At 39.7% G+C, this 15,696-nt stretch carries 11 protein-coding genes; 10 read left to right on the plus strand and 1 reads right to left on the minus strand.

All coding sequences use genetic code 11. From position 1 onward, the window contains the following. Nucleotides 1-54: 54 nt before the first annotated feature. From QF042_RS15795 to QF042_RS15840, 10 genes are all read left to right on the plus strand, one after another. Nucleotides 55-3,093 carry a SusC/RagA family TonB-linked outer membrane protein gene (locus QF042_RS15795; RefSeq protein WP_307530054.1) on the plus strand — a complete coding sequence of 1,013 codons (3,039 nt, stop codon included), beginning with the start codon at nucleotides 55-57 and terminating at the stop codon, nucleotides 3,091-3,093. 17 nt (nucleotides 3,094-3,110) lie between these two features. Beyond that, nucleotides 3,111-4,784, plus strand: a complete 1,674-nt coding sequence (locus QF042_RS15800; protein ID WP_307530056.1) for a RagB/SusD family nutrient uptake outer membrane protein — start codon at nucleotides 3,111-3,113, stop codon at nucleotides 4,782-4,784. A 108-nt stretch (nucleotides 4,785-4,892) separates the two neighbouring features. Continuing rightward, complete coding sequence (locus tag QF042_RS15805) at nucleotides 4,893-5,873, plus strand: tartrate-resistant acid phosphatase type 5 family protein (protein ID WP_307530058.1); 981 nt, start codon at nucleotides 4,893-4,895, stop codon at nucleotides 5,871-5,873. A gap of 71 nt (nucleotides 5,874-5,944) precedes the next feature. Further along, on the plus strand, nucleotides 5,945-7,171 hold the full coding sequence (locus tag QF042_RS15810) for an acyltransferase family protein (RefSeq protein ID WP_307530060.1): 1,227 nt from the start codon (nucleotides 5,945-5,947) through the stop codon (nucleotides 7,169-7,171). 109 nt (nucleotides 7,172-7,280) lie between these two features. Continuing rightward, nucleotides 7,281-9,209: an alpha-N-acetylglucosaminidase gene (locus QF042_RS15815; RefSeq protein WP_307530062.1), complete on the plus strand. Its 1,929-nt coding sequence runs from the start codon at nucleotides 7,281-7,283 to the stop codon at nucleotides 9,207-9,209. Beyond that, nucleotides 9,175-9,492, plus strand: a complete 318-nt coding sequence (locus QF042_RS15820; RefSeq protein ID WP_307530064.1) for an alpha-N-acetylglucosaminidase C-terminal domain-containing protein — start codon at nucleotides 9,175-9,177, stop codon at nucleotides 9,490-9,492. Before QF042_RS15815 ends, QF042_RS15820 begins: the two co-directional genes overlap by 35 nt. A gap of 21 nt (nucleotides 9,493-9,513) precedes the next feature. Continuing rightward, a complete protein-coding gene (locus tag QF042_RS15825; protein ID WP_307530065.1) occupies nucleotides 9,514-11,031 on the plus strand; it encodes a glycoside hydrolase family 28 protein in 1,518 nt (505 codons plus the stop codon). Between the two features lie 36 nt (nucleotides 11,032-11,067). Beyond that, the gene (locus tag QF042_RS15830; protein ID WP_307530067.1) at nucleotides 11,068-13,356 is read left to right on the plus strand and encodes a GH92 family glycosyl hydrolase; all 2,289 of its coding nucleotides are present in this window, start codon (nucleotides 11,068-11,070) and stop codon (nucleotides 13,354-13,356) included. Between the two features lie 406 nt (nucleotides 13,357-13,762). Further along, complete coding sequence (locus QF042_RS15835; protein WP_307530069.1) at nucleotides 13,763-13,906, plus strand: hypothetical protein; 144 nt, start codon at nucleotides 13,763-13,765, stop codon at nucleotides 13,904-13,906. A 766-nt stretch (nucleotides 13,907-14,672) separates the two neighbouring features. Then, nucleotides 14,673-15,161 carry a hypothetical protein gene (locus QF042_RS15840; protein ID WP_307530071.1) on the plus strand — a complete coding sequence of 163 codons (489 nt, stop codon included), beginning with the start codon at nucleotides 14,673-14,675 and terminating at the stop codon, nucleotides 15,159-15,161. A gap of 150 nt (nucleotides 15,162-15,311) precedes the next feature. Here QF042_RS15840 and QF042_RS15845 read toward each other — a convergent pair whose 3' ends face one another. Beyond that, nucleotides 15,312-15,647 (minus strand): hypothetical protein, encoded by a 336-nt coding sequence (locus QF042_RS15845; protein ID WP_307530072.1) that lies wholly within the window; start codon nucleotides 15,645-15,647, stop codon nucleotides 15,312-15,314. Between the last annotated feature and the right edge of the window lie 49 nt (nucleotides 15,648-15,696).

Below are 15,696 nucleotides of genomic sequence, written 5' to 3' on the forward strand. Positions count from 1 at the left end.
CCAAACAATAACCAAATAAAACAACCAATTTATGAACCTAAATCTACAAAAATCATGAGATTTAAATGTACAAGCTTAAAGTATGGCAGCATCTTTTTGCTGCTTTTACTCATCAGCCAGTCGTTCAACACCGCCTTTGCGCAGGATGAACGAAAAATTACCGGAAATTTAACAGATACCGAAAACATGCCCGTTATAGGCGCTTCAGTTTTGGTAAAGGGCACCAACAAAGTAACGGTTACCGGAGATAAGGGTGCTTTTAGCATCTCTGCCAAAAACGGCGACAAACTCGTATTTACTTTTATGGGCTATGAGGCGAAAGAAATTACCATTGGTACGGCTTCGAGTTATAAAGTAACCATAAAAGAAGCCAATACCTCACTTACAGATGTAGTTGTGGTAGGCTATGGTAAAGGTTCGCGCAAGGGCTTATCAAGTGCCATTACTTCAGTAAAACCTGAAGAATTAAATAAAGGCGCTATTGCCGATGTTGGTCAGTTGCTACAGGGTAAAGTTCCGGGGCTGAATATTAGCGCCAGTGGCGATCCAAACAAACCTGCGGCAGTAATTTTACGTGGTGCATCTACCATTAATAGTCCGGGAGCACCTTTTTATGTGATAGATGGTATTCCTGGAGCCGATATTGCAGCGATAGCACCAGCCGATATTGCATCAATTGATGTATTAAAAGATGCCGCAGCAACTGCTATTTATGGTAACCGTGCAGCAAGTGGTGTAATTATAGTAACAACTAAACGTGGTAAATCGGGCAAGCCACAGTTAAGCTACAGTGGTTATGTAGCTGCCGAAAAAGTAAGTAATCAGCTTGATTTAATGGATGCCGATCAATTAAGAGCTTACCTTACTGCTAACAAGGTGAGTTTTTCGCCAAATGATGATAAAGGCGAAAATGTAAATTGGATGAAAGCCATTGAGCGTTCTACTGCATATTCGCAAAACCATAACCTTTCATTTAGCGGAGGCACCGATCACAGCAACTATAGCGCCAGTTTAAACTACTTTAACAAGGAAGGTATTTTAAGTCAAAGTTCATTAAATCGTATCATTGGTCGGTTAAACATAGATCAGTACGCATTCGATGATAAAGTAAAATTCAGCTTAAACCTGTCCAATTCGAGTAGCAAATCTATTAACGAGCCATTGCAGAATATTGTATTGTTACAGGCTGCAAAACGCCTACCGGTTTCTCCTATTTACAATACAGATGGAACTTATTTCGAAAACCTGAATAATACAGGTTATTTTAATCCGTTAGCCATTGCCAATAATGCACAGGACGAAACAAAATATAACGTTTTAATTGGCGGTTTTAATACGGAAGTAAAATTGCCGTTTGGCTTTACGTATAATATTAATTTATCTTACCAGAAAACTACTGCTGCGCATGGTGAATTTTACAGCAGTTATTTTGGAAAATACCCAACATCGAACTTTTACAATAACCCCGATCCCGGTATTGGCATCGCACATACCCTAATTGGAAATGTGTTTGGCACCAATGGCTCGGCTTTAAGAAGCAACTTTGAAAACACCAATAAAATATTAGAAACATTCTTAACCTGGGATAAGAAAATTGGCGATCATACCTTAAATGCGGTATTGGGTTACAGTTACCAGGATAATATTGCAGGTGATGGTTTTCAAACTTCAAGTACAAATTTTCCAACAGATTTCGTTGGCTTTCAAAACCTTACGTTAGGCAATCCATATGCCATTTCTTCTTACCGCATTAATTTAGGAAACGACCTTACCTATCAAAGAATTCTGCTGATCTCTGACTTTTTCAGGTTAAATTATAATTACAAGGGTAAATACTTTTTACAAGGTTCAATCAGACGAGATGGAAGCTCTGCATTTGGAAAGAATAACCAATGGGGTTATTTCCCATCTGTTGGTTTAGCATGGAGGGTAATCGAAGAGGATTTTATGAAGGGGCAATCATTTGTTAGCGATTTAAAAATCCGTGCCAGTTATGGTGTTACCGGAAACTCCGCAGGTATAGGCGCCTATAATGGACAACTAGTTTATGGCATTACGGGTACTTACTACAATAATGGCGTTCAGGCAGCAGCATATGCACCAATACAAGGCGCAAACCCTGATTTAAAGTGGGAAAGAACCTCAACCAAAAATCTAGGTGTTGATTTTGGGATTTTAAACAACAAAATTACAGGTACAGTAGATGTATATGATAAAAATACCAATGGCATGCTTTTCCAATATAATGTGCCTTCTTCACTTGTTCCAGGTGGTAGATTATGGGCAAACGGTGGTAGCATCAACAATAAAGGTATCGAAGTAAGTTTAAATGTATCGCCGGTTACGACCAAAAGCTTTTCATGGTTGAGCACCATTAACATGGCTTACAATAAAAACAAAATTACGAGCTTACAAGGCCCTATCTCTAATGCAGATTCTGTTCGTTACTCAGATCCTGAAGGACCAGGACAAACCAATGCAACTTTACAAATTCTAAAAGTTGGGTATCCGCTTGGCCAGTTTTTTACGCTAAAATATGCAGGTAAAGATGCTAGTGGCAACTCGCTGTTTTACAAACGCGACGGTTCTACAACCACTACACCGAGCATTGGAACCGACTATTTCTACCTGGGCAATGCACAGCCAAAAATAATAATGGGCTGGAGCAATACCTTTAAATATAAAGAATTTGAACTGAACATCTTTTTAAGAGGAACCTTTGGCAATAAAATATTTAACGCTACAAAAGCAGATTTATCTTATACTGCTGGCGCAGCAGTTAATAACATACTAAACAGCGCTGCCGACGATAAAGTAACGGATACAAGAAACTCATTCTACTCAGACCGGTATATTGAAAATGGTTCTTACGTGCGTTTGGATAATGCAACTTTGGGCTACAATTTTAAAAACCTGATAAAGTATGTGAGTAATGTTAGGGTTTATTTATCAACCAATAATTTATTTACCATTACCGGATATAAGGGAATTGATCCCGAGATTAATCAAGGAGGCGCTGCCCCGGGTATAGATTATAATAACTTCTACCCTAAAACCCGTACTTTTTTATTAGGTCTTAACGCATCATTTTAAACACAAATTTTAAAGACATGAAAAAGATATTATTTGGAATATTATTTGCGCTGACCGGAGCATTAATATTCACCTCCTGCCAAAAACTCGAGGTACCCGTTACATCAGAACTTACACCAGAAACCTATCCTCAAACAGCAGCACAATTAACATCTGCATCTGGGGCGGTATATATTAATTTAAGAAGTGATTATGCTACCACTTATTTCTTTTTACAAAGCAGCTCAACAGACGAATCGGTACTGCCAATTTTTGCTTCTGACTGGATTGACGGGAATAAGTACCTTGAATTACATCGCCACACCTGGACAAAAGACAATGCATGGGTTGCAGCAGGTTGGAGTTACCTCACTAACATTATAGGTACAGCCAATCAAACCATTTCAATTATCAGGCAATCAGCCCCGGAGGGTGCTGCAAAAAACACCAACCTTGCAGAATTAAAAACCATGCGGGCCCTTTCCTACTTTATGATGATGGATTTATATGGCAACGTTCCGTTAGATACGCTCTATGGCGCTACAGCATTAAAAACAAATTCGAAACGTGTAGAGGTATTCAACTATGTAGAAAGCGAGCTTAAGGCTGCTATCCCCTATTTAAAATCGACTTCCGGTATTGTAACTTATGGTTTACCAACCAAATACCTGGCTTATTCTATATTAGCGAAAATGTACTTAAATGCCGCCGTATATACTGGAACTCCACGTTATGATGATTGTATAGCCGCCTGCGACCAGATGATTAGTTCAGGTTTATATAGTATAGAACCCATGTCGAGCTATCTTCAGATGTTTTACCCAACAAATGGCCCTTTGCAAAAAGAATTTATCTTTGCCATACCCTTCGACGCCTCTACATCAAATGGAAATATGTTTATGGCCCGTTACGACCTGAACCGTAATCTCGGTATACGTTATCAGTACTCTGGCTCTACGCCTGGTACGTTTACCAACCCGGTTATGAACCAAAGCAGTGGCGGAGGCTTGGCAAACAATAAACCGAGCGGACCAAGAATGACCACTACTGAGTTTTATGCAAATTTTAACGATGCAAACGATATCAGAAATAAACAATGGCTTACCGGTCCGCAGTACTGGCAAGATGGAAGTCCTATTATGGTAAGCACCACTAATTCGGGTTACGATCAGTTTTATAATGGTGGTACGCCGACGGCAACCTATACTTATGCACTAAATTTAACCCCGTTAAGCAGTTCGCGTTTAGGTGCAAATGCTTACGATTTGGGCAAGGATGAAATTGCCTGGAATACCGGCTACCGTAACATTAAATTTTTACCAGATTACACCAATCCGATTAGCCGGAACCAAAACAACGATATGCCACTATTCCGCTATTCGGATATTATTTTAATGAAGGCAGAGGCCATATTCAGAGGTGGGACTCCAACGCTTGGTGCAACTGCATTAGGCTTGGTAAATAGTGTAAGAAGCAACCGGACAACTTCTGCAGCATTGGGAGCCTTAACTTTGGATGTCCTTTACAATGAGCGTTCAAAAGAATTTGCATGGGAATGCTGGCACCGTAATGATATGATCAGATTTGGAAAATTTGAGAACACTTACGGTTTATCTAAAACCAATACCGACACTTATCGTCGTATATTCCCAATTCCAAGTACAGCAATTGCAACAAACAATACATTGGTTCAAAACCCCGGTTATAATTAATCGTCGGTAAACAAACTAAAATTTCTCTGGTATAACAGCCAGAGAAATTTCCTTTCTCCATCCTTTTTAAAGTCGATGGACCTACCAAAACAATAAATCTATCTCTCCATGAGGAAACACTTACTTTTACTGATTTTCTTATTTACCTATTGTTCATTACAAGCTCAGGTTTTGTTAAAAACACCATCTGAAGCCACTCCCCCAACCAAAACCTTAACCAAAGAGGCCTCAGCCCTTAATTTTATTGCTATGGGCGATTGGGGGCGTAACGGTGCCGACCATCAAAAACAGGTTTCGCAGCAAATGGGAATAACCGCAGCTGATGTGAAAGCACAATTTATCATTTCTACCGGCGATAACTTCTACCCTAGTGGTGTAATCAGCGAGCACGATCCGCTTTTTAAATATTCTTTTGAAGATATTTATACGGCATTTTCTTTACAATGGGACTGGTATCCGGTACTGGGCAACCACGATTACAAATCTAACCCGGATGCGCAGGTTGCCTACTCTAAAATCAGCAGAAGATGGAAAATGCCTTCCCGTTATTATGCAAAGAAATTTCCTATCAATGGAGATGCCAATAATCAGGTATTGATTGCTTTTATTGATACCAACCCATTAATTCCGGAGTTTTATAAAAACGCAGAGTATGGCCCCAATGTAAAAGGCCAGGACACTACTCAACAGAAACGCTGGCTTGTCAAAGTGTTAAGCGATGAAGATCCAAGTATCAGATGGAAAATCGTTGTAGGCCATCATCCCATGTATACTGGGGGGAGTAGAACAGATGGATATGACACGAAAGCGATCCGCAGTTCACTTAAACCGGTTTTTGATCGTTATGGTGTTGATGTATACCTTACGGGGCACGAACACAGCTTACAATACATTAAACCGGCAGGTAAAACACATCATTTCATTTCTGGAGCCGCTTCAGAAAAAACGCCTGTAAAACTGATCGACGATGCACAGATGGTGGCCTCCGTTTATGGTTTCATGCTCTTTTCAATCAGCAAAGATCTGATCAGGGTACAAACCATTGATGACGACGGACAAATTATTTATACAACGTTGATTAAAAAGTAAATTTTTCCTTAATTAAGGCCTATTTTAGCTAATAAATCAAGAATAGCCAATCAATAGTTTACAAATACAATATGACCGTTAGCCAATCTACGCAAAAGGATATGCTTTTACCGAAAAAGAAAAGGTTGCTTTCTTTAGATGCACTGCGTGGCTTTGATATGTTCTGGATCATTAGCGGGGAAGGCATTTTTCATGGCCTGGCCAATGGTGTAATGGCAGAACATGCCCTCATTAGAAACCCCGGCGATTGGACCATTGCTACCAATGGTAGTTTATCGTTTCTCGAAAGATTACTGGTTGGCATCAGCAATCAGCTACACCACTCACCATGGAACGGTTTTACTTTTTATGACCTTATTTTTCCGCTCTTTATCTTTATATCCGGTGTTTCTATGCCTTTTTCCTACGAAAAACATTTAAACTCGGGCGACGATAAAAAAAAATCGGCAAAAAGTATTTACTATGCCCTGATTAGAAGAACATTGATTCTAATAATACTTGGAATGGTGGTTAACGGAATATTAAAATGGCAAGGCTACGAAAGCACACGGTTTGCCAGCGTATTGGGCCGCATAGCCTTATCAACTTTTTTCGCTGCTTTAATCTATCTTAATTTTTCATTAAAAAATCAATTAATCTGGTTTGTAGGCATCTTGGCAGGTTACTATATTTTAATGATAGTGGTGCCTGTACCTGGTTTTGGAAATGGCATTTTAACACCAGAAGGCAATTTGGCTGCTTATGTAGATCGCCTCTTGCTGCCAGGAAAATTACACCGAACAGTCTACGATCCTGAAGGATTGTTAAGTACCATTCCGGCTATCGCAACCGCACTTTTAGGCGTATTTACAGGGTCATTTCTGAATTCTAAAAGCGGTCGTTTTACGGCTACAAAAAAAGCTTTTAGTTTGCTGATTGCCGGCATCTTACTGATTTCCATCGGCTTGATCTGGAATATGTTTTTTCCCATCAACAAAAACATGTGGACCAGTTCTTTTGTGCTGGTTACCGGAGGCTTCAGCGTCATTTTACTCCTGTTATTCTATTACATTATAGATGTTAAAGGCTTGGTAAAATGGAGCATGCCTTTTATCTGGATCGGTACTAACTCTATTTTAATTTACGTTTGTGCACACGGGCTTTTCAATTTCGAATCTACTTCAACCTTCCTCTTTGGTGGGCTTATCGCCAATATACCCTTAGCCTGGCAACAGGCTGCTTTATGGCTGGGCGTACTGCTGATACAGCTTGGGATATTAAAATTCCTTTATGATAGAAAATGGTTTTTAAAGGTTTAAGAGGAAGCTAATATAGGTTCCCTATGGTAAAAAGATCCTGAAATAAGTTCAGGATGACGAAACGAGTGATATCGTTTGCGCTAAACATCGAAACAAACAAAACGAATAGATGAAATTAAAAATATACTTTCTGGCTGCATTTTTAGTATTCGCATTTGCTAAAACAAGGGCACAAACTGATCTGTCTGCTTCAAATGCGCTGATTAAAAGGGTCCTACCCAAACAACATCAGGCTTTTTTAACCGAAAGTATTGCTGCTGAAAATGGCCTGGATGTATTTGAAATCGAAAGCAAAAAAAACACCATCATTTTAAGGGGGAGCAGTGGCGTGGCTATTACTTCGGCTTTTTACTACTATTTAACAGAATATGCCCACTGCCAGATTACCTGGAATGGCGTTAACCTTAAATTGCCTCAAAACCTACCGATGGTTAAAAACAAAGTAAGGAAATCTACACCTTACGAATACCGCTATTACCTTAACTACTGTACTTTTAACTATAGCATGAGCTGGTGGGGCTGGGCCAGATGGGAGAAAGAGATAGACTGGATGGCGCTTCATGGTATTAACATGCCATTGGCCATTACCGGAGAAGAATATACCTGGTACCTTGTGTATAAAGAAATGGGCTTTAGCGATACCGATCTTAAGGATTTCTTTACTGGTCCGGCTTATTTTTCATGGTTTTGGATGGGGAATATAGATGGTTGGGGCGGACCGTTACCAATAGATTGGATGAAAAGTCATTTCGAGTTGCAAAAGAAAATTCTGGCCAGACAGCGGTCACTTGGAATGAAACCTATTTTGCCTGCATTTACGGGGCACGTTCCGGCCGCATTTAAAAAGAAATTTCCGAATGCTAAATTAAAAGCCACCAACTGGACAAACGGTTTTGCCGACACGTATATTCTCGATTCTGAAGATCCGATGTTTGCCTCTATCGGGAAAAAATTCCTTCAGAAACAAACCGCCTTGTTGGGTACCGATCATCTTTATTCTGCAGATACCTTTAACGAAAATGAGCCACCATCGGCCGAGCCCGAATTTCTAAGTAAACTGAGCGCAAGGGTTTACGATGGCATGGCACAGGCAGATCCGCAGGCCATTTGGGTGATGCAGGGATGGCTGTTTTACAGTGATAGAAAATTTTGGAAAGAGCCGCAAACAGAGGCCTTATTAAAGGCTGTACCCAACGATAAAATGATCCTTTTGGATCTGGCTACTGAAATAGAACCGGTATGGAAACGCACCGCTGGATTTTATGGTAAACCATGGATCTGGAACATGCTTCACAATTTTGGAGGCAATACTAATCTGTTCGGGCGGATGGATGTAATTGCAGAAGCACCTGCCCAGGCCTTAAACCATCCACAAGGAGGCAAAATGAAAGGTATTGGCCTCACCATGGAAGGTATAGAGCAAAACCCGGTATTATACGAATTAATGATGGCCAATGTTTGGCAATCGAAACCAATAGACTTAAAAACATGGCTTCCTAATTTTGTTTTAAACCGGTATGGAAAAAACAATCCAAATGCTCAAAAGGCCTGGCAAATTTTAAGGAAAACGGTTTATCATGTTCCCGCAGACAAGTATATCAGAGATGGTGCCGAATCAATTATTCAGGCACGGCCAACCTTTGATTCACTAACCCGATGGGCTAAAACAACTTTAAATTATCATGAACGCGATTTGCTCCCTGCCTGGGATGAACTGATAAAAGCTGCACCGGCTTGTCAAAATAGCGATGGCTTTCAGTATGATGTAGTAGATGTTACCCGACAAGCCATGGCGAATTATGCTTTACCCTTACAACGGAGTTTTGTAGCGGCATACCAAAGAAAAGATATGGCTACGTTTAAAGCAGAAAGTCAAAAATTTCTTGAGTTGATTGATGATATGGACAGATTACTGGCTACCCGAAAAGACTTTATGCTTGGTCCATGGGTTAATCAAGCCAGGGCATGGGGCAATACCCCCGGCAGAAAAAGCGCTTTACGAAATGAATGCAAAAGACCTGATTACGCTTTGGGGTGATGAGAAAAGTCCTTTAAACGAATATGCCTGCCGGCAATGGAGCGGGTTGTTAAGTGATTTTTATAAACCGAGATGGGTGCTTTTTTTCGAACAGGCATCACAGGCCATCCAACAGGGAAAAGAACTGGATATGAAGCAATTTAACCAACAGGTAAGTGAGTGGGAATGGAGCTGGGTAAACAAACGAAAAGACTATCCGGTAAATACAATGGGCAATCCCGTAAGTACAGCGGTAGAAATGCATAAAAAATACCGCAGTTTAATGGATAAAATGCATCATTAAGCCTAAAAACAACTGAAATTCATGAAAATTATTCCTTACCTGTTCATATTATCGTTGTTCGTTTTAAATGCCAGTGCCCGGCAGCAATCATTCAACATCGTCGATTTTGGGGCAAAACCTGGTTTACAACATACAAACAGCAAATACATTCAGCAGGCCATTAATGCTGCTGCGAAAGTAGGTGGACGTGTAACTGTTCCATCCGGACAGTTCGTTACCGCTCCAATTGAGATGAAATCGAATGTAGAACTTTACCTTGCAGAGGGTGCAGAACTACTGGGCAGTATTAACCGCTTAGACTACGGAACAGAAGATGCTCAGCCGCTAATTTCCGCTAAAAAACAGCAAAACATCACCATTTCGGGCAAAGGAACCATTAACGGCCGCGGCGCCGAAGTGGTTAAAAATCTGTTATTGTTCCTGCACCAGGGAATATTGAAAGATGAAACCTGGAAGGTAAAAAGGCCATCAGAAAGCAACAGGCCACGTTTAATTGCTTTTTCCAATTGCGAGGATATTATATTAAAGAACGTAACCATTAAAAACAGTGCAGGTTGGGTTCAGGATTTTGTAAACTGCAACAGACTTAATATCGATAGCATTACGGTAGAAAGTACCGCTTATTGGAATAACGATGGTATCGATATTGTAAACAGTAAAAATGTACGCATCACCAATTGTAATATCGATGCTGCCGATGATGGCATCTGCCTAAAATCAGAAGGGAGTCCTGGCATCTGCGAAAATGTATATGTGGCCAACTGTATTATCCGCTCGAGCGCCAGCGGTTTTAAACTCGGTACTGGTTCTTACGGCGGCTTTAAAAACATCAAAGTGCGCAATATCACAGTTTACAATACTTACCGCTCAGCCATTGCCCTCGAAGCCGTTGATGGTGGATTTATAGATGGTGTAGATATCGAAGGAGTTACCGCTAAATACACCGGCAATGCCATTTTCATCCGTTTAGGCCATAGAAACAAAACGGATTTGTACAGTACAGCAAAAAACATCCGTATTGCAAAGCTAAAAGCCGATATACCCAATGCTAAACCCGATGCCGGCTACCCCTTAGAGGGGCCATTACCTAAAGTAGCGCCACACAATTTACTTCCGGCATCCATTACCGGTATTCCTGGTCATTTGGTCGAAAATGTGCTGCTCGAAGATATCGAGATTAACTATGGAGGTGGCGCATCAGAAAAAACTGCACATATCCCTATAGATCAACTGGATACTGTAACAGAGAATGAAGCCGGATATCCTGAATTTAGTATGTTTGGCGAACTGCCTGCCTGGGGATTTTATGTCCGCCATGCAACAGGCATATCCTTTAAAAATATCAAATTAAATTATAAAGAGACTGATTTCAGGCCTGCGGTTATCTTTGATGACGTAACTTCGATAGATATTGATGGCTTAGTTATCGAAAAAGGAGAAAATGTCCATCAGGTCGTTTTAAAAAAAACATCTAAAGTTTCCATTAAAAACACCAAATTACCATTAAACATTAAAGAAGCCATAAAAGAACTTCCTTAATATTAAATCCCATCCCTTAATATGTTGTTAACTGATTTGAAAAATATCACCTCAAAATATAAAAAAGGACTACAATTTCTGTTCTTACTGGCTACAGCTGCCATTTATACAGATGTTACTTATGCACAGCAACAGCATTTAATCCCTTATGTTCAACCTTTTTCGGGTACTTCGGCGAGCACCACATTGGCAAGCCAACATATTGAAGATAAAACCGAGCGTTTGGCCAATACCATTCCGGCGGTAGCACCACCATTTAGTATGACGCAGTGGACACCACAAACACAACTGACCGAAAAAAAATGCCTTGCACCCTACTATTATAACAATAAAAAGTTTTATGGCTTTAGGGCAACACACTGGATTAGCGGTTCGTGCACACAAGATTACGGAAGCTTTACCATTATGCCCATTTCAGGCCAACTTAAAACTAAAGCAACTCAATATGCAGAGGATTACCTACACCAAAACGAAATTTCTACGCCATCCTATTATAAGTTAAAATTACCTCAGCATCAACTGCTAACTGAAATTACAGCCAGTCTTAGAAGCGGTGTAATGCGCATAACTGCACTAAAAACAGATAGCGTTTATATTTTAGTGACACCAAACAGCGATCAAAACAAGGGATTTATTCAAGTTAACGCAGAAAAAGGTGAAATTTCTGGTTATAATCCTGTTCACCGGATTTATCAGGGATGGGGAGAACCTGCAGGCTTTAGAGGTTATTTTTTCATCCGCTTTAAAAAAGCCTTTACATCAGCGGGTGTTTATAGCGAAGATCTTATTTCCAACAAGCAAAATATCAGCAATAAAAAAGATATTGGCGCTTTTGCAGGCTTTAAACTACAAAAAGGAGAACAGCTCATCGTGTATTCAGGCACTTCTTTTACCAGCATCGATGCAGCCAAGGCCAATCTGGAAAGTGAAATTAAAAATGAGGACTTTGATGCTGTTGTGGCAAAAACGAATCAAATTTGGGAAAAGTCGTTATCGCAGGTAAGCATTACAGATACAAATGAAAAAGGGAAAAAAATCTTTTACACGGCCCTTTATCATGCCATGCAACATCCGAGGTTATACAATGATGTAGATGGAAAATATCCGCAGTTTGATGGGAAATATCAAAACAAAATAATAAATAAGGGTAATTATTACGATGATTTCTCTATGTGGGATATCTATCGTGCCCAGCTACCTTTAATTGAATTATTGAAACCCAATTTAGCCAATAGTTTAGTCAATTCGATGATACTTAAAGGTCAGCAAGGCGGCTGGATGCCCATTTTTCCTTGCTGGAACAGTTATACTGCCGCCATGATTGGCGATCATACTACCGCCTTCATCGCTTCGGCCTATAATAAAGGCATCCGTAATTATGATGTTAATGAAGCCTATCGGCTGATGCGACAGAATGCCTTTCAAATGCCAGATTCTGCCGATTATTTGAATGGAAAAGGCAGACGTGGCATTAACAGTTACCTTAAATATGGTTATATCCCAATGGACGACAGTATTCCTAATGCTTTTCATAAAAGGGAGCAGGTGAGCCGGACCTTGGAATATGCTTATGATGATTATGCTCTTGCAAGCATAGCTAAAGATCTTGGCAAAGAAGCCGATTACCAGCAACTCCGAAAACGATCGCTCAATTACCAGAACATCTTTGATCCAGGTGTTGGGATGGTTAGGGGTCGCTTTGCCAATGGAAGCTGGTACAAGCCTTTTTACCCCGATCACCGTGAGCCATATATTACGGAAGGAACCCCAAGGCAGTATACTTTTTATGTGCCTCACGATATGCCTGGATTGATTAAATTAATGGGCGGAAGCAAAAACCTCGAAAACGAACTGGATTCTCTTTTCGATAAAAAGGAATATTGGCATGGGAACGAACCTGGCCACCAAATCCCCTTTTTGTATAATTACACCTCCTCTCCCTGGAAGACGCAGTTGCAAGTATCGCGCATTTTGGCAGAAGAGTACGGTGATGGGGCTGGTGGCTTAAGTGGTAATGATGATGCCGGGCAGATGTCGGCATGGTATGTATTTGCAGCAATGGGTTTTTATCCGGTAGATCCTGTTTCAGGAAACTACCAACTAAGCAGCCCTTTATTTAAACAGGCTGTACTATCTTTTAACAATGGCAAAAAATTAACCATAATAGCCATCAAAAAAAGTACAAAATCTATTTATAGTTCAAAAATCATTTTAAATGGAAAACCTTTTACCAAAAACCAAATTACACATCAATCGCTGGTTCAGGGAGGGAAATTGATTTTTTATCTGCAAGATCAACCAGCCAGGCTTCGAATCATGAAATAGTAAGCTAAACATAAGCAAGCTTAATTAATAGCCTTGCTCAGAACAAGCCAGGCATCTAATACCAGAAAAACATTTCAACTCAGGTTAATCTCTAAATAGAATTAAGATCATGAGTAAAGCACTTAGGACAAGGATAAAAAGTATCATGCTTTTGGGGAAGATGCTTTCATCCACCTCATTCCCGGTTTTATCGGTTGTCTCTAAAGTTTTCTTTTCAAGTTCCATTGTTAGCACTGTATAAATAGGATTTGACTCTGCTTAAGCCAAAAAGATTAAAAGCGGAAAATTTTATCTTTATTCATTGGTTATATCGCTCAGAACATCTATATCAAAATACCTTCTCAGCAGCGTTTCCCTGCTCAGCCTGATCCATTTAAAGGCTCAGCAGCAGCTTTCTCATGAAAAAATGATTTGGGTAAATGAAAATAATAACATTGCCTGCGATACCATTGCTGTTATAAGCACTTCACACTTCCATGGCAAATGGGAAGCACCACTGCTCTTTCTCCAGATCAGTTTTAAAAAGAACCTGGCTATACTATCAACCTGAGTTCGATTATTTTCTTACGCAAGGCTAGGCGTTACGTTGAGGCTGTATCACATAAGTTGTGATTCCATTCAAACTTGTCACGTTGAGCTTGTCGAAACGCTTTGCGAGGCATTTAAACAGGTCCTTCGACAGGCTCAGGATGACAATCTATATTTATGATACAGCCTCCTTTTTAGGCAAGTAAGACCCTGAAATAAACTGCGCAGCACTCTTGAATACAATTGAAAACATAAACAGACAATGAAAAATTCAGGGTGACGGCCGCCGAATACAAAATGCCAATATCATGAACCAAGCCCACATTATTAATCGAACTCAGGTTATCAGACCATCCAGAAAAAAGGAAGGTAACCTGGGGTATAAAAAATGGAAATGAGCTTTATTTTATCTGGAAAATAAAAATTTTTGAAATACCATATCACCAAACGTATTTTAGAACTTAGGGAAGAAGCTACGCCCATTAGTACCTTGGGTTATAAACGGTAGATATAATTAGGATTCCTCCACTGTCTAGATTGTCTACCATCAGGCGGTTGCTTGCGGAACTGCATTTGAAGATGGAAGATGACAAAAATTATTATCTTTAATGAAGAAGACTAAAGAATGCTGTTGTGTTGAAGCATCAATCTGATTTATTTAATGCTTTAAATCCATACTTCTTTAGCCGCTTAATAAATTAACCATGCTACTAAGCCACAGAGGCTGTTGGTATAATAGCTTTGGGAATTCAAAACTGATCATATAATTAATTTATTAATCTGTATCCATGGAAACCTTCACCCATATCAAAACTGTTTTAGGTATTATCCTGGGGCTGAGCATAACTCATTCATTAAAAGGCGTAGTTAAAATCATTGAGCACCCCGATCGGCTAAAACCATACATCACGCATTTGTTATGGGCTTTTTATATGTTTTTAAGTACGGTGTACTTTTGGTGGTTTGAGGTTCACCTCACCGAAATAAGACATTGGGACTTTTTAAAGTACCTGTTTCTGGTGATTTATGTGATCACTTACTATACCTTAGCTGCCTTGCTATTTCCAGAAGATATGAGGGACTACAAAGATTACAAAACCTATTTTTTGTCGCGGAAAAAATGGTTTTATTCTATTTTGGCCGTGCTTTTTATGTTTGATGCTGTAGACACTTATTTAAAAGGCCCTGGTTATCATACCGAAATGTTAAAGGTATATCCCATTAGAGAACTCATTCATATTATTGCTTGCTTAAACGCTGCAAGAAACGAACAATAAATGGGTACATCTGATTACCGTATCAGCATTTATTATATTTCAGTGCTACTGGATACTAAATTATTATATGAATGGCTAGATGAATCCTTAACATTCATAAAAAATATGGTGATAAATGATGAATTGGACAATGCTCCTCTCCTGCTTTAATCACCAGGGTTTTCTGATCAAAAATAATTTGATAGACTTTAGCACTTTACCAAATCCTTTAATGATTTCCTCCACCGTCCAGTATTTTTGTTCTTCACCAGACAATATCCATATCCCTTTTAAACCGAAGGGCCTGGTCGTTACGGCAAATACCTTAACCAGCATACCATCTGCATCTCTACAGTTAACTACCTCATCTACATTAAACTCAATATCCGAGGGCCAGGGATCAGATACACCCCATGAAGCTGCATTTGAATCTTCCGGGTTAAACGTAAGCGTATATCCTTTAGCTTTTAAACCCGTTATCACCTCCTCTATATCGTTATCTTCCATTAAAATGCGAGATTTATTCCTTTATTAACTGGATGTGAGATTGATTGTA

This window comes from Pedobacter sp. W3I1, from assembly GCF_030816015.1.
Lineage (GTDB): Bacteria > Bacteroidota > Bacteroidia > Sphingobacteriales > Sphingobacteriaceae > Pedobacter.